Annotated in this window: 19 protein-coding genes; 13 read left to right on the top strand and 6 right to left on the bottom strand. The window is 50.8% G+C overall.

The features are described 5' to 3' along the window. Positions 1–40: 40 nt before the first annotated feature. Positions 41–1414 (top strand): ATP-dependent RNA helicase DbpA, encoded by a 1374-nt coding sequence (gene dbpA / locus ABLU87_RS10215; RefSeq protein ID WP_032749350.1) that lies wholly within the window; start codon positions 41–43, stop codon positions 1412–1414. A gap of 44 nt (positions 1415–1458) precedes the next feature. Here the strand turns inward: dbpA and ttcA are convergent, their stop codons facing one another. Continuing rightward, a complete protein-coding gene (ttcA, locus tag ABLU87_RS10210) occupies positions 1459–2394 on the bottom strand; it encodes a tRNA 2-thiocytidine(32) synthetase TtcA (RefSeq protein WP_025107977.1) in 936 nt (311 codons plus the stop codon). Positions 2395–2597: 203 nt separating this feature from the next. On the opposite strand from ttcA, the gene ABLU87_RS10205 reads away from it, so the two are divergent. Both ABLU87_RS10205 and ABLU87_RS10200 read left to right on the top strand, forming a co-directional pair. After that, entirely contained in the window at positions 2598–2942 is a 345-nt protein-coding gene (locus tag ABLU87_RS10205) for a hypothetical protein (RefSeq protein ID WP_129896955.1), read from the top strand. A gap of 264 nt (positions 2943–3206) precedes the next feature. After that, a complete protein-coding gene (locus tag ABLU87_RS10200; RefSeq protein WP_025107976.1) occupies positions 3207–4145 on the top strand; it encodes an omptin family outer membrane protease in 939 nt (312 codons plus the stop codon). 399 nt (positions 4146–4544) lie between these two features. Here the strand turns inward: ABLU87_RS10200 and ABLU87_RS10195 are convergent, their stop codons facing one another. The 5 genes from ABLU87_RS10195 to nifJ all read right to left on the bottom strand — a co-directional run bounded on the left by ABLU87_RS10195 (position 4545) and on the right by nifJ (position 10898). Then, positions 4545–4835, bottom strand: a complete 291-nt coding sequence (locus tag ABLU87_RS10195) for a Bor family protein (protein WP_014229121.1) — start codon at positions 4833–4835, stop codon at positions 4545–4547. A 188-nt stretch (positions 4836–5023) separates the two neighbouring features. Next, the gene (gene uspF, locus ABLU87_RS10190) at positions 5024–5458 is read right to left on the bottom strand and encodes a universal stress protein UspF (protein ID WP_025107975.1); all 435 of its coding nucleotides are present in this window, start codon (positions 5456–5458) and stop codon (positions 5024–5026) included. Positions 5459–5540: 82 nt separating this feature from the next. After that, entirely contained in the window at positions 5541–5753 is a 213-nt protein-coding gene (locus tag ABLU87_RS10185; protein WP_025107974.1) for a KTSC domain-containing protein, read from the bottom strand. Between the two features lie 153 nt (positions 5754–5906). Beyond that, complete coding sequence (gene ompC / locus ABLU87_RS10180) at positions 5907–7013, bottom strand: porin OmpC (RefSeq protein ID WP_025107973.1); 1107 nt, start codon at positions 7011–7013, stop codon at positions 5907–5909. A gap of 357 nt (positions 7014–7370) precedes the next feature. Further along, positions 7371–10898 (bottom strand): pyruvate:ferredoxin (flavodoxin) oxidoreductase, encoded by a 3528-nt coding sequence (gene nifJ, locus ABLU87_RS10175; RefSeq protein ID WP_025107972.1) that lies wholly within the window; start codon positions 10896–10898, stop codon positions 7371–7373. Between the two features lie 480 nt (positions 10899–11378). Between nifJ and ABLU87_RS10170 the strand changes: the two genes are divergently transcribed. The 10 genes from ABLU87_RS10170 to ABLU87_RS10125 all read left to right on the top strand — a co-directional run bounded on the left by ABLU87_RS10170 (position 11379) and on the right by ABLU87_RS10125 (position 17330). Further along, complete coding sequence (locus ABLU87_RS10170; RefSeq protein ID WP_183129365.1) at positions 11379–12080, top strand: S24 family peptidase; 702 nt, start codon at positions 11379–11381, stop codon at positions 12078–12080. 463 nt (positions 12081–12543) lie between these two features. Next, positions 12544–12906: a hypothetical protein gene (locus tag ABLU87_RS10165; protein WP_014229124.1), complete on the top strand. Its 363-nt coding sequence runs from the start codon at positions 12544–12546 to the stop codon at positions 12904–12906. A gap of 76 nt (positions 12907–12982) precedes the next feature. After that, positions 12983–13375: a phage holin family protein gene (locus tag ABLU87_RS10160; RefSeq protein WP_025107970.1), complete on the top strand. Its 393-nt coding sequence runs from the start codon at positions 12983–12985 to the stop codon at positions 13373–13375. Next, entirely contained in the window at positions 13365–13637 is a 273-nt protein-coding gene (locus ABLU87_RS10155) for a phage holin family protein (protein ID WP_032749344.1), read from the top strand. Before ABLU87_RS10160 ends, ABLU87_RS10155 begins: the two co-directional genes overlap by 11 nt. Positions 13638–13644: 7 nt before the next feature. Next, positions 13645–14187 carry a glycosyl hydrolase 108 family protein gene (locus ABLU87_RS10150; RefSeq protein ID WP_004850338.1) on the top strand — a complete coding sequence of 181 codons (543 nt, stop codon included), beginning with the start codon at positions 13645–13647 and terminating at the stop codon, positions 14185–14187. 55 nt (positions 14188–14242) lie between these two features. Further along, a complete protein-coding gene (locus ABLU87_RS10145; RefSeq protein WP_004850340.1) occupies positions 14243–14662 on the top strand; it encodes a hypothetical protein in 420 nt (139 codons plus the stop codon). A gap of 119 nt (positions 14663–14781) precedes the next feature. After that, a complete protein-coding gene (locus ABLU87_RS10140) occupies positions 14782–15444 on the top strand; it encodes a phage tail protein (RefSeq protein ID WP_122117323.1) in 663 nt (220 codons plus the stop codon). A gap of 72 nt (positions 15445–15516) precedes the next feature. Continuing rightward, on the top strand, positions 15517–15828 hold the full coding sequence (locus ABLU87_RS10135) for a phage tail assembly chaperone (RefSeq protein WP_004850345.1): 312 nt from the start codon (positions 15517–15519) through the stop codon (positions 15826–15828). Continuing rightward, positions 15825–16136 (top strand): DUF1799 domain-containing protein, encoded by a 312-nt coding sequence (locus ABLU87_RS10130; RefSeq protein ID WP_223227011.1) that lies wholly within the window; start codon positions 15825–15827, stop codon positions 16134–16136. The genes ABLU87_RS10135 and ABLU87_RS10130 overlap by 4 nt, the downstream gene beginning before the upstream one ends. Before the next feature lie 84 nt (positions 16137–16220). After that, positions 16221–17330 (top strand): phage tail tape measure protein, encoded by a 1110-nt coding sequence (locus tag ABLU87_RS10125; RefSeq protein WP_122117322.1) that lies wholly within the window; start codon positions 16221–16223, stop codon positions 17328–17330. Positions 17331–17351 lie beyond the last annotated feature (21 nt).

The following is a 17351-nucleotide window of genomic DNA, read 5'->3' as shown; positions in this document are numbered from 1 at the left end:
AGCAGATTGTCCGCCCCTAAATGTAATGCGAGAAATAATTGTGACCGCTTTTTCAACTCTGAATGTTTTGCCCGCCGCCCAGCTAACTAACCTGAATGAACTGGGGTATCTTTCGATGACCCCGGTTCAGGCCGCGGCTTTGCCGGCGATTCTTGCGGGTAAAGATGTCCGCGTGCAGGCAAAAACCGGCAGCGGTAAAACGGCGGCATTCGGCCTCGGGCTACTTCAGCACGTTGACGCCTCGCTGTTCCAGACGCAGTCGCTGGTGCTGTGCCCGACCCGCGAGCTGGCGGATCAGGTCGCCGGCGAGCTGCGTCGGCTGGCGCGCTTCATGGCGAATATCAAAATTTTAACCCTCTGCGGCGGCCAGCCCTTTGGCGCCCAGCGCGACTCGCTACAGCATGCGCCGCATATTATCGTCGCCACGCCGGGGCGGTTGCTCGATCACCTGCAAAAGGGTACCGTATCGTTAGATGCCCTACAAACGCTGGTGATGGACGAAGCGGACCGCATGCTGGATATGGGCTTTAGCGATGCCATTGATGAAGTGATCCGCTTTGCGCCGGCTTCGCGCCAGACGCTGCTGTTTTCCGCTACATGGCCGGAAGCGATAGCGGCAATCAGCGGCCGCGTACAAAACAACCCGCAGACTATTGAAATTGACGCCGTTGATGCACTGCCGGCTATCGAGCAGCAGTTTTTTGAAACCTCGCAACACGGCAAAATCGCGCTGCTGCAAAAGCTGTTGAGCCAGCATCAGCCCGCCTCCTGCGTGGTGTTCTGCAACACCAAAAAAGATTGTCAGGCCGTCTGCGACTCGCTAAACGCCGCCGGGCAAAGCGCGCTGTCGCTGCATGGTGACCTTGAACAGCGCGATCGCGACCAGACGCTGGTGCGCTTTGCTAACGGGAGCGCGCGCGTGCTGGTGGCGACCGATGTTGCTGCGCGCGGGTTAGATATCAAGTCGCTTGAGCTGGTGGTGAACTATGAACTGGCCTGGGATCCGGAGGTTCACGTACACCGCATTGGTCGTACCGCCCGCGCCGGTGAAAGCGGCCTGGCGATTAGCCTCTGCGCGCCGGAAGAGGCGCAGCGTGCAAATATCCTTGCCGAAATGCTGCAAATGAAGCTCAACTGGATGAGTGGGCCGACGAATAGCAACGTTGTGCCACTGCAGGCAGAGATGGCCACGCTATGCATTGATGGCGGCAAAAAAGCGAAGATGCGCGCGGGCGATGTGCTGGGGGCGTTGACCGGTGATATCGGTCTTGAGGGCGCAGATATCGGTAAGATCGCCGTTCATCCGGCGCATGTCTACGTTGCCGTGCGTCAGGGCGTCGCGCATAAAGCGTTTAAGCAGCTACAAAACGGGAAAATTAAAGGTAAAGCCTGCCGGGTTCGTTTGCTGAAATAAGCGCGGAAAAGGCGTCTCAGGCGCGTGCCTGAGACGCAAAGACGTTATTTTACTTCCACAACGTTCAGGCGCAGCTCATCCAGCTGCGCGTCATCTTCATCCGGCTGCCAGCCGGCCGGCTGCATCGGAATCTCTTCACGATCGAACGCCAGATCGCCGCCGTCAACGACCGCAGAGCCGTGCTGAATGCCTTTAAAGTCGAACAGGTTGACGTCGCTGAGATGGGAAGGCACCACGTTCTGCATCGCGCTAAACATCGTTTCGATGCGCCCTGGATAGCGTTTGTCCCAGTCACGCAGCATGTCGGCAATGACCTGGCGCTGGAGGTTGGGCTGCGAGCCGCACAGGTTGCACGGAATAATCGGAAAACCTTTCGCCTGGGAGAAACGCTCAATATCTTTTTCCCTGCAGTAGGCCAGCGGGCGAATCACGATATGTTTACCGTCATCGCTCATCAGCTTCGGCGGCATCCCTTTCATCTTCCCGCCGTAGAACATATTCAGAAACAGAGTCTGCAGGATGTCGTCGCGGTGGTGGCCGAGGGCGATTTTGGTCGCGCCCAGCTCAGAAGCGGTGCGGTAAAGAATGCCGCGGCGCAGACGTGAGCAGAGCGAACAGGTGGTTTTACCTTCCGGGATTTTTTCTTTAACAATGCCGTAGGTATTTTCTTCAACAATCTTGTATTCAACGCCCAACTGCTCAAGATATTCCGGCAGGATATGTTCGGGGAAGCCCGGCTGTTTTTGATCGAGGTTGACCGCCACCAGGGAGAAGGAAATTGGCGCGCTTTTCTGCAAGTTGCGCAAAATCTCCAGCATGGTGTAGCTGTCTTTACCGCCGGAGAGGCAAACCATGATGCGGTCGCCTTCTTCAATCATATTAAAATCAGCGATCGCCTCGCCGACGTTACGGCGCAGGCGCTTCTGCAATTTGTCGATATTGTATTTTTCTTTCTTTGTAACTTGCTGATTATCAAGCATTATAAACGTTCTCTGAAACGAAAAGGCATGTAAGGGGCAAAGTTAACTTCACGGTGCAAGCCCGGCGTCAGGCATTGATAGCCGATCGCCGTTCATTTCATCCATCCCTGTACTGTCGACTTTGAACACCATTTATTGCGTTTTCATGCCCCATCTGGTTAACAATGGTTAGCACCGGCTTACAGCAGCCAGCAGGCAAAAGTATGTCGCGTATGGTACGGATTCCGACGACGAATGCCAGCGCGTTTTACGGCGGCTTTCCATCTGCTAACGATAGTGCGGCGAGTTTTGGCCTCAATCCCCCCTCCGGGCAGAAAGACAAACGTCGTTTTCAGGCTCGCCAGCGTCACACGCCCGGTGATGGAGTGTATCTGGTAAAAGGGTGCGAGAATTTATTGTTCGCGATAATCAAAAAGCGTTGGCAAGGTACCTCGCTTTTTTTAAAGCAGGGGCCTTGTTCCTGCTTTTGCCATAATCCGCCAGGATCGCGATATAATTATTTGCATCCTGATAATTACACAGCGAAGGTATTTGGCGCAGGTGAATAACAGCGGTAAAGTTTGAGTAAAAATAACCTGATGCACACTGATTCCCTACAACGCCAGAGCAGTTAGATTTTTTCCTGATAATAATCTGAATATGTGCCTGCTCAATGGGGTTTTTCCTTGCAAAACGAAGCGCTTATCCAGCCCACATTCGTATTTCTCGGATTATGAATAAGGCAATTACAAAAATTGACAGTTGCCTGATATTTTTATGAGATTTAAACTTTCACTGCAACTTATGGATTAACTTTGATTATGGGAATAAAAATGAAAAAAAGTACCGTTGCAGTAATGATGATAGCGACTCTTTCAGGATCAGCTTATGCCGAGTCAATGCAGTTAAGCCCAAATTTTTCTGCGGAAAGTTTTACTGTATCGACGTCTGCAGGGATGCTGAGTGGGAAATCACAGGAGAGAGTTTATGACGCGGATACGGGGCGAAAGGTCAGTCAACTTGACTGGAAAATAAAGAATGTCGCCATTGTGAAAGGTGATATCTCATGGGATGCCTACTCCTTTTTGACGCTGACCGCCCGCGGCTGGACGTCGTTGGCTTCAGGTTCAGGACATATGGATGACTATGACTGGATGAACGATAACCAGTCCGGTTGGACAGATCATTCATCTCATCCCAGCACCAATGTCAATTATGCCAATGAATACGATCTCAGCGTGCAGGGCTGGCTTTTCCAGGACGACAATTATAAAGCGGGCGTAATTGCGGGTTATCAGGAAACGCGTTTCAGCTGGACGGCTACCGGAGGTTCTTACAATTATGATAACGGTGCGACGACTGGCAATTTTCCGACCGGTGAGCGTGGGATAGGATACAGCCAGAGATTCTCCATGCCCTATATCGGTCTCGCGGGTCAATATCGTATCAATGACTTTGAGTTTAATGCCTTGTTTAAATTCAGTGATTGGGTCAGAGCTCATGATAACGACGAACACTATATGCGTGAGTTGACCTTTCGCGAGAAATCAACTAATTCGCGTTATTATGGTACATCGGTTGATGCCGGGTATTACATCACGCCTCATGCCAAGGTTTTTACTGAATTCACCTATAGTAAATATGAAGAGGGTAAGGGAGGCACTCAGATTATTGATACCTATAGCGGTGAATCAGCTTCAATTGGAGGAGATGCTGCCGGCATTGCAAATAAAAACTATACCATCACAGCCGGACTTCAATATCGATTCTAAATCATTACCGCCCGTGGATATAGCAAGCAAAACTCGCTAATCCCGGAGCGCGCGACAATCAGTATGGAGTGTCTCCCGCTCTGAGGGCACTCCATTATCCACGGCCATATCACCCGAATGCTTCAGAGGATGGATTGTGGCAAGCGCAAAGGGATCGCCCAGGAATTGCTAAAAACCGAAGGTAAATGCAAGGCGCTTATCCTCGTGTGCCGGCATTTCATTTATCTCCTCGTATGCTCTACCTGTGGCGCAAAATCTGCCACGAACAAAGATACGATTCACGAATGCATCAGGTAACCTTCAGGTAGGGGCGCGAAAAGATGAGTTTGTCCGGGCAAAGAGAAGGCAATTGAACCGAAAGGGAAATGGGCAGGCAATGATGATGCCTGCCGCCGGCAATTATTTAGCGCAATAGACGCGCGCTTCACGCGGAGTATAAATACCCAGGGTGACAAAACCCAGCAGGCCGTTGACAAAAGTCTGCTGCACTTCAGTACGGACTACTTTGTCGGCGCCGCCGCAGACTTTGGCAGCATCAATTTGCTTCGACTGGCCAATGCCGCTGACAAAGAAGTGGTGAGTGGTGACCTGCTGAGGTTGAACGGTGACGCCAGGATTTACCGAGAAGCTCTGCTGGGCGCAACCAGAAATAGCGGCTGCGGCGAAAACTACCATAATTAACTTTTTCATTTCATCCCTATAATTGTTGTAAAACATACCCATGTTCGGGCAAAGGTTTTATACAGCAAAATGAAAAAGACACAACGTACTAATTTTTATAGTACCAGGTAAATGATTCCCCTATCTGCGATGCTGCGGGTACGGCCCAGTGCTCAGATTGCGGAAAAAAAGCCCGCACAGCGGCGGGCAGAGTAGGTTTACCGCACGACCAGCACCGAACATTCCGCATGGCGGACAACGGCGGCGGCGTTAGAGCCCAGCAGATAGGTGGTGATATCGGGACGGTGCGAAGAGATAATCACCAGATCCGCGGGGAGAGACTTCGCCATAGCAAGGATTTTATCTTTTGGCGAGCCTTCCGAAACGTGAAAATGGATACGGTCTTCGGGAATAGTAAACTTTTTCACAATCTCTTTCAGCCGCGATTCCGATTCGGCTTTGAGGTCATCCATCGCCGGCAGCTCTGCGGTGTAAGCCATTCCCAGCGAAGCGTAATAGGGAAGGGAGGGAATGACGGTCAGGAAATGCACCTCGGCATCATCGATTCTGGCTTCAGCTTCAACATGCTTGATAACGCGATCGGTTAATTCTGTATCGGAAATATCGATGGGCACAAGAATCATTCTGTTCATAAAACCTCCTGTTTAAGTAACCACTTAAAGTGTAGGCCATCCAGTTGATTATTGTACATTGAGCGCAATCACACTTTCGCCATCAGGCACGGCGGCGTTCAGTAAATTTTCCTTTGATCACGCCGTCGTAAAAACGGCCTTTAGAAACCACCTGGAGAAAGTCGCGGAAAATGCGCGGCGGGACGCCGAGATACTGTAGGGTTTTGTTATCGCGAAAACGAATTTCAAGAATACCGGAGGACTCATCGTAGGCGATGGAATGGATACGGGATGATTTCACGGGATGATGGTACATGGCGGGCGTCCTCTACGGCTACGGCGGTTCCTGGTAGCAATATAACATTCATCGGTCGATTATTTTAAAGCAATTGATATATTGTTTTGCTTTGAATGCAGTCGATGGCCGGGAGGGGAAGAGAAAGCCCGCCGTTGCCAGCGGGCCCGCTGATTAGAACTGGTAAACCAGGCCTAAAGCAACCACGTCATCGGTAGAGATGCCGTTGTTGGAATAGAAGCTATCGTCTTCGTCCAGCAGGTTGATTTTGTAATCAACGTAGGTGGACATATTACGGTTGAAGTAATAAGTCGCACCAATGTCAGCATATTTAACCAGATCTTTGTCGCCATCGGTTTTGCTCAAATCTTTACCTTTAGACATCAGGAAAGAGACCGCCGGACGCAGACCAAAGTCGAACTGATACTGCGCAGTTACTTCAAAGTTCTGGGTTTTATTGGCGACGCCGTTGCCGTTACCGTATGGCGTCATGTTGCGGGTTTCGGAATACATGGTTGCCAGGTAAATATTGTTGGCATCGTATTTCAGGCCGGTAGTCCAGGCTTCCGCTTTATCGCCCTGTGCGGTAGTTTGGGTCATCTGATCGTTGGTACGGTCAGAAGAGGTGTAGGCGGCGGCAGCGCTGATACCCATACCGAAATCATAAGAAGTTGACAGACCAAAACCGTCGCCGTTGGCGTTACGTACGCTGCGATCGCCGTTGTTGGTGCCTTCGCCGCTGCCGGCGTTTTCATTTTTACCCTGATACTGCAGGGCGAAGTTCAGGCCGTTAACCAGACCGAAGAAGTCATTGTTACGGTAGGTCGCTACGCCGTTAGCGCGGCCGGTCATAAAGTTGTCGGCCTGGGTGTAGGAGTCGCCGCCGAACTCTGGCAGCATATCGGTCCAGCCTTCTACGTCGTACAGTACGCCGTAGTTACGGCCATAGTCGAATGAACCGTAGTTAGCGAATTTCAGACCCGCAAACGCCAGACGGGTCCAGGACTGGTTGTCGGCGCCTTCGGTGTTGTTCGCCTGAACGTTATATTCCCACTGACCGTAGCCGGTCAGCTGATCGTTAATCTGAGTTTCGCCTTTGAAGCCAAGACGGACGTAGGATTGATCGCCATCTTTAGATGAATCATCGGAGAAATAATGCAGACCATCTACCTTGCCATAGAGGTCCAGTTTATTTCCGTCTTTATTATAAATCTCAGCAGAGTGAGCAGCGCCAGCAGCTAACAATGCCGGGATAACGAGGGCCAGTACTTTTCTTTTCATTTAGACAATCCTTTAACGGTTTTTGTTTTAGCTTCCTCCTGGGAAGTGAACTCATGCTAAATGAGCAAATTAAGATATGGTAAATATCAATTGTTACGATATGAGTAAAATCTAAAATAAATAATTCAACTGAAATGGTGATAATTATAATGAATGATTTTGTGAAATACATACAAAATAAAAATTATACACGGTGATTTTAATATCGTATTATCCGCCCGTTATATGCCTTTTATTGTCATCTAAGAATTTATGTTGCCCTCCGTTCCTGAGAATGGTTTTTATTGAGCGGTAAAATGACAAGCCCGAATGAATATTCGGGCTTTTTTTATGGGTGGCTAAAAAAGCGTCAGTAAATTAGCTTTCGGTTGCCGGTTTTTCCACCTTACCGGCCAGCTGGGCAAGGAAGTCATAGCGTTTTTGTAAATCCGCCGTCGCATCCTTCCACAGCTGTTCCGCGACTTCCGGCTGCTGCGCGTTAAGGCGGCGGAAGCGCTGCTCGTTCAGGAGCGTTTCTGCCAGCGCGTCTGACGGCGGACGGGAGTCCAGCGCCAGCGGAAGTTTACCTTCATCGGCGCGACGTGGGTCAAAGCGATACAGCGGCCAGAATCCGGTCGCGGTCAGCTGACGCATCTGATCGTGGCTCAGCGCCAGATCGTAACCGTGTTCTTCGCAAGGGCTGTAGGCAATAATCAGCGACGGGCCCGGATACGCTTCCGCTTCCTGAATCGCTTTTACCGTCTGGTTCAGCTGCGCGCCAAGGGAAATCTGCGCGACGTAAACGTGGCCGTACATCATCATGCTGACGCCGAGGTCTTTGCGCGCCTTGCGCTTACCGTGTTCGCCAAACTTGGTGACCGCCCCCAGCGGGGTGGCTTTTGATGCCTGGCCGCCGGTGTTGGAATAGCATTGGGTATCGAGCACCAGAATATTGACGTTTTCGGTCAGGCTCAGCACGTGGTCAAGACCGCCGAAGCCGATATCGTAGGCCCAGCCATCGCCACCGATTAGCCAGATCGATTTCTCGACCAGCGCGTCGGCGTCGGTTAGCAGCTCTTTCGCGTCGGCTTCATTTGCCAGAACCTTACGCAGCTCGGCCACCTGTTCGCGGCGTACTTCAGGCGTTGCTTCCGCGTGCAGCGCGTCGTTAAGCGCGGGCGGAAGTTTATCGGCGAACTGCGACAGCAGACGCATTACGCGCTGACGGTGCTGATCGACGGTGAGGCGGAAACCGAGACCAAACTCGGCGTTATCCTCGAACAGCGAGTTAGCCCACGCCGGCCCGCGGCCGTTGGCATCGGTGGTGTAGGGCGTGGAAGGCAGGTTGCCGCCGTAAATCGATGAACAACCGGTGGCGTTGGCAATCAGCATCCGGTCGCCGTAGAGCTGAGTCAGCAGCTTGATATACGGCGTTTCGCCGCAGCCGGAGCAGGCGCCGGAGTATTCGAACAGCGGGCTGATCAGCTGCGAGGTGCGGATATCGATACGCTCCAGCTTGCTGCGGTCCATTTCCGGCAGATTGAGGAAGTAGTCATAATTCACTTTCTCTTCTTCAACATGTTCAAGGCGCGACATCATATTGATGGCCTTGATTTCCGGGTTCTGCCTGTCTTTGGCCGGACAAACCTCGACGCAGAGATTACAGCCGGTGCAATCTTCAGGCGCGACCTGCAGAACGTACTTCTGGCCGCGCATATCGCGGGATTTAACGTCCAGAGAATGCAGGCTGGCCGGGGCATTTTCCATCGCGTCCGGGGAGACCACTTTCGCGCGGATTGCCGAGTGCGGGCAGGCGGCCACGCAGTGGTTACACTGGGTGCAAAGTTCTTCCTTCCAGATAGGGATCTCTTCGGCGATATTGCGTTTTTCCCAGCGGGTGGTGCCCATCGGCCAGGTACCGTCCGGCGGCAGGGCGGAGACCGGAAGCGCATCGCCGAGCCCGGCCAGCATGGCGGCGGTCACGGTTTTGACGAAATCCGGCGCGGCGTCGGAGACGACCGGCGGGCGGTTCGGGCTGTTGGCGTCGACCTGCTGCAGCGGCACTTCCGCCAGCGACTCGCGGGCCAGGGCCAGCGCCTGCCAGTTGCGTTCGACCAGCTCCTGACCTTTGCTGCTGTAGCTTTTAGCAATCGCCCCCTGCAGCTCCGACAGCGCGCTATCGCCCGGCAGGATCTGCGTCAGATGGAAAAAGGCCATCTGCATGACGGTGTTGATACGCGCTCCAAGGCTACACTCGCGGGCGATTTTTGCCGCGTTAACGATATAAAACCGCGCTTTTTTCTGATTCAGCGTAGCCTGGACTTCCTGCGGCAGACGCGACCAGACCTCTTCGGCGCCGTAAGGCGTGTTGAGCAGGAAAATACCGCCGGGCTTCAGGCGTTCAACCATCTGATACTTGTCGATAAACTGCAGCTGGTGGCAGCCGACGAAATCCGCCTGTGAAATCAGATAGGAAGAACGAATCGGCTTCTCGCTAACGCGCAGATGGGAAACCGTCAGGCCGCCGGCCTTTTTCGAATCATAGACGAAATAGCCCTGCGAGAACCACGGCGTCGAGTTACCGATAATCTTGATATTGTTTTTGGTGGCCGAGACGCTACCGTCGCTGCCGAGCCCGTAAAACAGGGCTTCCAGCTTCGCCTCCGACGGCAGCGTGTTTTCTACCAGCGGCAGCGAAAGATTGGTGACGTCATCGTAGATGCCGACGGTAAAGCGCGGCTTGGGTTTAGCGGCGCTCAGTTCGTTGAATATCGCCAGGACGCACTCCGGCCCGAACTCTTTTGAAGAGAGACCGTAGCGGCCGCCAATGGTACGCGGCAGGGTTTCTCGCTCGCCGCGGTTGAAGGCTTCCGCCAGCGCGGTCATCACGTCGAGATACAGCGGCTCAGCCTGGGCGCCCGGTTCCTTGGTGCGGTCAAGCACCGCTACGGCGCGGGCGCTTACCGGCAGCGCTTCCAGCAGGTGGGCTGCGGAGAAGGGGCGGTAAAGACGAACTTTCAGTACACCGACTTTTTCACCGCGGCTCAGCAGTTCATCAACCACTTCCTCACAGGTGCCGATTGCGGAGCCCATAATCACGATAACGCGCTCGGCTTGTGGATGGCCGTAGAACTCAAACGGTTTGTACTGACGCCCGGTGGCGGCGGCAAAATCGTTCATCGCCGTTTCAACGTGCGCGTAAACCGCGTCGTACCACGGGTTAGTTGCTTCACGTGACTGGAAGTAGGTATCCGGATTCGCTGAGGTGCCGCGGATTACCGGATGTTCGGGGTTCAGGGCGCGCTGGCGATGTTCATCGATTTTATCCTGCGGCAGCAGGCTGAGAAGGGTATCGTCCGCCAGCGGGGCGATTTTGTTGATTTCGTGCGAGGTGCGGAAACCATCAAAGAAATGAATAAATGGCACCCGGCTTTGCAGCGTGGCGATATGCGAAATCAGCGCAAAGTCCTGGGCTTCCTGGACGCTGCTGGCGCAGAGCATCGCGCAGCCGGTCTGACGCACGGCCATGACGTCCGAGTGATCGCCGAATATGGAGAGCGCGTGGGTTGCCACGGTGCGGGCGGCGACGTGCAGAACAAACGGCATCAGCTGGCCGGCCAGTTTGTACAGCGTCGGGATCATCAGCAGTAAACCCTGCGATGAAGTAAAAGAGGTCGAGAGGGCGCCGGTTTGCAGCGCGCCGTGTACGGCGCCGATTGCCCCGGCTTCCGACTGCATTTCGACGACGCGGGGGACATCGCCCCAGACGTTTTTCAGCCCGTTGCCCGCCCAGGCGTCCGCCTGCTCCGCCATCGTGGAGCTGGGCGTGATCGGGTAGATGGCGATAACTTCACTGGTGCGAAACGCGACTGAAGCAACCGCGCCATTACCGTCGATAGTGATCATATCAATACTCACATTGCTAAATTTTTGATAAAAAAGTTTTTATGCCCATTGATACACGCTGAGCACTCGCTGAGCTCTTCTGCGAAACCGCTATCGGCGCGATTCCACCGGTAGCGGATAAGTTCGTATCTCACCTGCCTGGTAACGGGGTTGCGTTACCTGCATCGCTACGGGCAGGGTGACCGGGTTTGTGAATCACTGTTTAAGTATAGACCCCAGAGGAACATGATTTTTTGATCTCCAGTAGCGACAAAATCCATAGTTCAGATAAATTAATTCAAGGTATTACATAGGTGCCTACGTATGAACGACACCCTACACCAAAATCAGTGGCGTCATTTTTCCATAAGTAGCAGTGTGGCGAATTTCGCCAGTCAAAGCCTCCTGACCGACAATACTGCCTTAATTACCTGTAGGTAATTTATTCGAGTTTTGCTATATTTTAGATACCTGATGGTAAATGGCGTTAGAATCATTGCGATGGATAAATACGAAATCAGACGACAGCGCTTGCTCTATATCCGTGATAATTTATGCGGCGGTAAGGCTGTTGATGTGGCCCGAACCCTTGGACGGGAGCCTTCTTACGTCTCAAGGATGCTCTACCCCGAAGGCAAAAAGCAAAAGAAAAGGATAGCTGACGAGATGGTCGAACTTATTGAATCTTCGTTCAATCTGCCCCGTGGATGGATGGACGGTATCACCGGTAATGTTGATATCGAGCGAGAACCGGTAGAGGATTCGCCGCAGATGCCATATGTCATTGAGGTTCTGGATGCCCAGGCCAGCGCAGGGCCGGGCTGCATTGTCTCCAGTGAGGTTGATGAAACGGTGAATAGCATCACCTATGACTCTGCCGGCGCGCTGCGGCTTTTTGGTAACCGGCCCGCAGAGCATATCAAGGTGATCACGGTCTCCGGCGATAGCATGTCCGGCACCATTGAGACCGGTGACTACATTTTTGTCGATGTCTCGAAAGACTACTTTGAAGGTGACGGCATTTATGTCTTTTCTTTTAAAGGCGCGGTGCTGGTGAAACGTCTTCAGTTCACGGCGGATGGGCTGCTCGTTCACTCGGATAACAGCAAATATGCGGACTGGACGATTGGCGAAAGCCATGAACAGTATCTGAAGATCATTGGTCGCGTGATTTATAGCCACAGCGTTAAACGCTTTGTTTAAAGGCGTTCATTGCCACGCAGCTTCGCCATCCTGTTTCTGTCATAAACCCTGAGCTCAGCCATAAGCATTACCCGGGTATGCCACCTGTACGCCGGGCATACCTGCGGCTTCTCACCCCCCAATCCTGTGACCCGCTGTTCAACACTACCCGCCTCGGACCTTTTCAGCTGTTTTTACGCGTCAGGCCACTATTTTTTCAAAAATATTTTCAATATTTTCAATTGGTTAATTTGTTTTTTCCATAAAGTATACCTATGGGTATTTATTTTTAAATAACCCTGAGGTATTCTTTTGTCATCAGCTTGATAGACAGCACTATCCGGATGATGAAATACAACGATTCATAACTGAATCTACGTGGCTGAAAAGCCAGCGCCATGGCGCAGTGCGCTTTGGGGTGAAGCCATTGGCAAGGATCCGATTGCCGAAGGCATTCCGCCAAAGCCCATTAAAGGAGACCGCAATGTCCCGTAAAACCGCGTTTAATGGCTCCGCTGCGGGCCGACGTCGCGCGCAGCGCTCCCACTTACAAAATCCGCAAACGCTCAGTTCAGATCTTATCCATCGGCCCACTCCGTCCCGCGCTCAGATTCAGGCAAAAGGGAAGCACCATACGCCTGAACGTATTGAGGACGCATTGCCGATTAAATTTGTGGCACAGGATATTTTTTGGCAGCGCGAGGAATATAAACGGCAAATTGAGCGAGCGACCATCATTTATCAGCAAGAATTTGCACACCAGTATGCGCAGCCAGGAACCTGGCTCTTCCAGAGGGCAATTTATGCGCTTGGTTTGCAAAAAAGAAAGAAAGTAACGGCGAGGTAACGCCTTAGTGCCAGGAAAAATGACCCTGCGCTTCGTTATTTACCATCATAACTCATAGTGAAAGAAGGGAGGGTATATGTCCGATCCTGTTTCCGGTACGTCGATAATTGTTGCTGGTGGATTAATGGGCGCTGGTATGTTTGGCCTGGTGACAGGTATTGATTATGGCGTTGTTTTTGGGGCTTTTGCTGGCGCGGTATTTTATGTTGCGACGGCGGTTAATATCACGCGCTTTAGACTCGTCGCCTATTTTATGACTTCTTTTATTGTCGGCGTTTTGGGTTCCGGGTTAATTGGTACGAAGCTGGCTATCTGGACCGGATACAATGAACGACCTTTAGACGCGTTAGGCGCCGTGCTGATATCCGCGCTGATTATTAAGATACTTACGTTCCTGAATAATCAAGAACTAACCGACCTCTACAAAATACTAACCCGCAACAATAGTGGGCGCCCGAATGGGAAATGAACTTCCCGCGCTGCTTAATGCCGTTCTCTGCGCTTTGATCACCCTAACCTTAATGTTTTATCGGCGCGCCCGGTACAGAAGGTATCGACCATGGATATCGTATACGGCTTATTTACTAGTAATCACCTATGCCAGCATACCGTTTCGTTATCTCTTCGGCTTGTATACGTCGACCCACTGGTTGGTTGTTACCGTGAATTTTTTTGTCTTTATTGCCGTGTTCCTGGTGAGGGGGAATATTGCGCATTTAATCGATAAATGAGGAATAAATGAATAAAGATGAGATTTTTAATGCCATTCTGGAAAAGGAGGGCGGTTATGTAAATCATCCTGATGATAAAGGAGGTCCGACAAACTGGGGGATTACTCAAGTCACCGCACGGGCTCATGGTTATGATGGCGATATGCAAAAACTGACGCGCCAACAGGCGCTGGATATTCTCAACGCTGACTACTGGATTGCGCCCCGGTTCGATCATGTTGCTGAAATATCTACCGCGATCGCTGAAAAACTGTGTGACGCCGGGGTCAATATGGGGCCTGTTCTGCCGGGTAAGTGGCTTCAACGCTGGTTAAATGCTTTTAATCATCGTGGGGTACTTTATCCGGATCTTATAACCGATGGTGTTATTGGCCCCAGGACCTTAAATGCCTTGAGCCATTATGTTATTCGAAGAGGCAGTGAAGGGGAGCTTGTACTGCTCCGGGCATTAAACTGTAGCCAAGGGCAGTATTATCTGGAGTTAGCAGAAAAAAGTGAGGCTAATAAATCATTTATATATGGTTGGTTAAGGGCTCGGATAGCTATGTAATTTTCTGTTTTATTAATCTAATTCGTTCAGTAACTGAAATCTGGAGAAAGTGAATATGTATACATCTAATGATTTAACCCTCTCAATGTTTTACTCATCTGCCATTGCTGAGGAAACTGGTAATAAAGTCGCAACGCTCACCGTTCAAACCATGGGGCCATCAGCGGAAATTTTACAAATCAGTAAGTTGCACTGTATTACTGATGAAAATAAAGCGAAACGCTATAGTATTGGCGAGCAGTTTATTGCTAATGGCTCCGACTCTCTTCTCGCCGCTATCGAAACCTGGTGGCGTGATAATTCTGCGGCTCTCATTGAAGAGTTAATGATTGAAGTTATGGATTTTATTTTGAGTAATGTTAACCAAAATGCAACCTGGATCGGCCAGTATGGTATGAAAATTTTTGAAAATGAGCCGGTGGCAAAACGTATCCCTGATAGCGTATTACAGAACGGCAGTCACACAAATTCCTGAAAAGTGATGTGGTGTTAAAGCGTAATCACTATGGCGCAACAATAAGTCATAATTAAACAAGCTATTCGCATTGATAAAATGCATTCAAATATTTAAATATCAATAATGGAGATATTATCATGGGTTTTGCTCTGCCTAATGGCTCAACCGTTTTTGTTGGTTCCGGTCTTGGTTCTCCCGTATCTGTGAGTACGGTTTCCAATGCTGAAGGTGCGGTATTTACCGTTGCTGAAAATCATAACCTTAAGGTTGATGATGTCGTGCTGATTTCTTCGGGTTGGGGTGTAATCGATGGTTTAGTTGCCAGAATCACCGCACAAACAACAAATAGCGTAACCATTTCGGTCATTAACTCCAGCGACCGGAATTTTTTCCCGGCTAATGCCGGTGGCGGGAAATTACAGAAAATCACGGAGTGGACTGAGATTCCACAGATTACGGAAGTCGCGCAGTCGGGTGGTGAACAGCAGTATGCACAGGTACAGTTTCTGGCAGACGATCGCCAGCGTAATATTGGCACCTTTAAGGCGGCTAAAAACCAAACCTTTACCTTAGCGCATGATGCTTCTTTACCGATCTATAAAGTATTGGGCATGGCGGATCGCTACGGCCAGGTGTTACCGCTACGCATGTTTGTGCCTAATGCGAAGGAGTATCGCTATTGGTCTGGCGTTCCGTCATTTGATCCGCAACCAGTGACCGCGGTGAATAGCGTTGAAACCGTACAAGTCGCGTTCTCCATTCACTCTCGGGATATTACTTTCTACAAATCGGAAGATTAATCGTTCTCCTTATCTGTGGAACATAAATTAAATTCAACTGGGCTCCTGCGGGAGCCTTTTTTAAGGGTATTTATGAGCGCTATTTTCAAATTACAACCTAACCCTGTTTTTAAAGCTGATGTTGCTATTCCTCGTGCCGGTGAAGAAGACGGAGTGCTGAATTTTACGTTTAAGCATCGGCCAATAAAAGAACTGGCAGAGCTAGAAGATATTGACGAAAAAACGGTCTGTGATTTCTTACTGGAGATCGTCGACGGCTGGGCATTATCTGAACCCTGTACGCGAGAAAATATGGGCGTGCTGGTAGATAACTATCCGGGGGCCGTTAAAGCAATAATGGCTACTTATTATCAGGAGCTCACGGGAAATCGCGAAAAAAACTGATTGCGGTTGCCTCTGCATTCTATACGCCTGAACCATCAGCGGATGAGCTAAGCGCATTCGGTCTGACAGCCGAAGACTATGACGATGTTGTCATCAACGTCTGGCCCGATATCTGGCCTGCGTTTGTGGTCTTTCGCGCGGCCAGCACGCAGTGGCGCACCAGTCCAGGAGGGGTTATCGGGCTGGACTACAGTGTCCTCGCATGGCTCATGAGGGTTTATGATATAGCTGATGAGGTAACCGCAATAAACGATATTCAGGTAATGGAACGGGTGGCCTTGAATATCCTGAATAAACTACAGAACTAGCCAGGGTTTTAGCGGAAGTATGTTCACATTATTAATCAATGTAAACCAGATAAGTAGTTGGTTTATTCTTTCAGGAGATAATCAATGGCGGGTGATACAACAATAACACTGCGCATGAATAACAGTGAACTGGAAAAAAGCAATCAGCTTCTGGATAAATATCAACAGAAAGTAACTGTCGCCAGCCGTAAAAGTGAAGAGTTTAATAAGACTTTTCGTGCCGCAACAGATATCCAGAAAAAGCATACGGATGGCCTGAAAAGGTTAATGCAGACGTTGCCCCTTCCTCCAGCCAGAATGGGGCCCATACTTCAGGATATGGTAAAGAAATCTGAGGATGAGACCTACAATATAACGTCAGGCCCTAAAAGTTACTGGGATTCACTGGCAGGAATGGGTAGTCCTCCAAAAGAGGAACTGGGTAATACGCCAAAAGTTTTTCGCCCAGGCGCAAATATGGAAGAGCGTTCTGACGATGATACGGAAAAAGGGGGGAAGAGCGATTGGCTCGGCGGTTTAATGGCAGGAGCCAAAGAGGCGTGGGATAAATTTCTTAAGGATGGAGAAAACGTTCATGGCAAGCTTAAGGATTTAGCTAAAGACGCCTTCAGCTCAATGGGAAACTCGCTGGTGGAATATATAACCACAGGAAAGGCGAATTTTAGTGATTTCCTGATGACCTTTCTGAAAGGGACGCTCAAGATGCTTAGCCAATTATTGTTGGTAAAAGCCATGCAGGCTTCCTTTAACGCGATGTCGAATTCCGGCATTGGCTGGGTAGCATCCATCGGTAAAGTTTTCACGGGCCACTCCGACGGCGGCTATACCGGAGACGGGGGTAAATATGAGCCGAGAGGGATTGTTCATGGCGGCGAATTTGTTTTTACCAAAGAGGCGACCTCGGCGATAGGGATTGGCAACCTTTACGCCATGATGCGCGGCGCGCAGGGGTATGCGGGCGGCGGCTATGTGGGAACGGCATCAATGCAGGGACTGGGTTCTTCAGGCGCAGGGCCACTGACCATTCAGACCTCAGTACTTATTCAGAATCAGGGCTCAGAACCGCAGGCGGCCGACAATAACGGCGCGTTAAATCGTGCCTGGCAGCAGACGATAGACCGTTCCGTTCGCGCTGGCGTGGCAAATGAATTGAGGCCTGGTGGCCTTATCTGGAATGCAAACCACGCACGTTAATTTTTTGATTCCCGGAGAAGA

It is taken from the genome of Klebsiella sp. CB_Kp196, from assembly GCF_040061575.1.
In the GTDB taxonomy this organism is placed as follows: domain Bacteria; phylum Pseudomonadota; class Gammaproteobacteria; order Enterobacterales; family Enterobacteriaceae; genus Klebsiella; species Klebsiella michiganensis.
The sequence above is the reverse complement of the archived record's forward strand: the minus strand, read 5'-3'. Positions and strand labels throughout refer to the sequence as shown.

Coding starts and splice junctions, on each gene's coding strand:
- ABLU87_RS10145 (WP_004850340.1), top strand. CDS start 14,243: ATGTATACATCTAATGATTTAACCCTCTCAATGTTTTACTCATCTGCC.
- ABLU87_RS10135 (WP_004850345.1), top strand. CDS start 15,517: ATGAGCGCTATTTTCAAATTACAACCTAACCCTGTTTTTAAAGCTGAT.
- uspF (WP_025107975.1), bottom strand. CDS start 5,458: ATGAACAGAATGATTCTTGTGCCCATCGATATTTCCGATACAGAATTA.
- nifJ (WP_025107972.1), bottom strand. CDS start 10,898: ATGATCACTATCGACGGTAATGGCGCGGTTGCTTCAGTCGCGTTTCGC.
- ABLU87_RS10140 (WP_122117323.1), top strand. CDS start 14,782: ATGGGTTTTGCTCTGCCTAATGGCTCAACCGTTTTTGTTGGTTCCGGT.
- ABLU87_RS10195 (WP_014229121.1), bottom strand. CDS start 4,835: ATGAAAAAGTTAATTATGGTAGTTTTCGCCGCAGCCGCTATTTCTGGT.
- ttcA (WP_025107977.1), bottom strand. CDS start 2,394: ATGCTTGATAATCAGCAAGTTACAAAGAAAGAAAAATACAATATCGAC.
- ABLU87_RS10160 (WP_025107970.1), top strand. CDS start 12,983: ATGTCCGATCCTGTTTCCGGTACGTCGATAATTGTTGCTGGTGGATTA.
- ABLU87_RS10125 (WP_122117322.1), top strand. CDS start 16,221: ATGGCGGGTGATACAACAATAACACTGCGCATGAATAACAGTGAACTG.
- ABLU87_RS10165 (WP_014229124.1), top strand. CDS start 12,544: ATGTCCCGTAAAACCGCGTTTAATGGCTCCGCTGCGGGCCGACGTCGC.
- ABLU87_RS10200 (WP_025107976.1), top strand. CDS start 3,207: ATGAAAAAAAGTACCGTTGCAGTAATGATGATAGCGACTCTTTCAGGA.
- ABLU87_RS10150 (WP_004850338.1), top strand. CDS start 13,645: ATGAATAAAGATGAGATTTTTAATGCCATTCTGGAAAAGGAGGGCGGT.
- ABLU87_RS10155 (WP_032749344.1), top strand. CDS start 13,365: ATGGGAAATGAACTTCCCGCGCTGCTTAATGCCGTTCTCTGCGCTTTG.
- ompC (WP_025107973.1), bottom strand. CDS start 7,013: ATGAAAAGAAAAGTACTGGCCCTCGTTATCCCGGCATTGTTAGCTGCT.
- ABLU87_RS10205 (WP_129896955.1), top strand. CDS start 2,598: ATGTCGCGTATGGTACGGATTCCGACGACGAATGCCAGCGCGTTTTAC.
- ABLU87_RS10170 (WP_183129365.1), top strand. CDS start 11,379: ATGGATAAATACGAAATCAGACGACAGCGCTTGCTCTATATCCGTGAT.
- ABLU87_RS10185 (WP_025107974.1), bottom strand. CDS start 5,753: ATGTACCATCATCCCGTGAAATCATCCCGTATCCATTCCATCGCCTAC.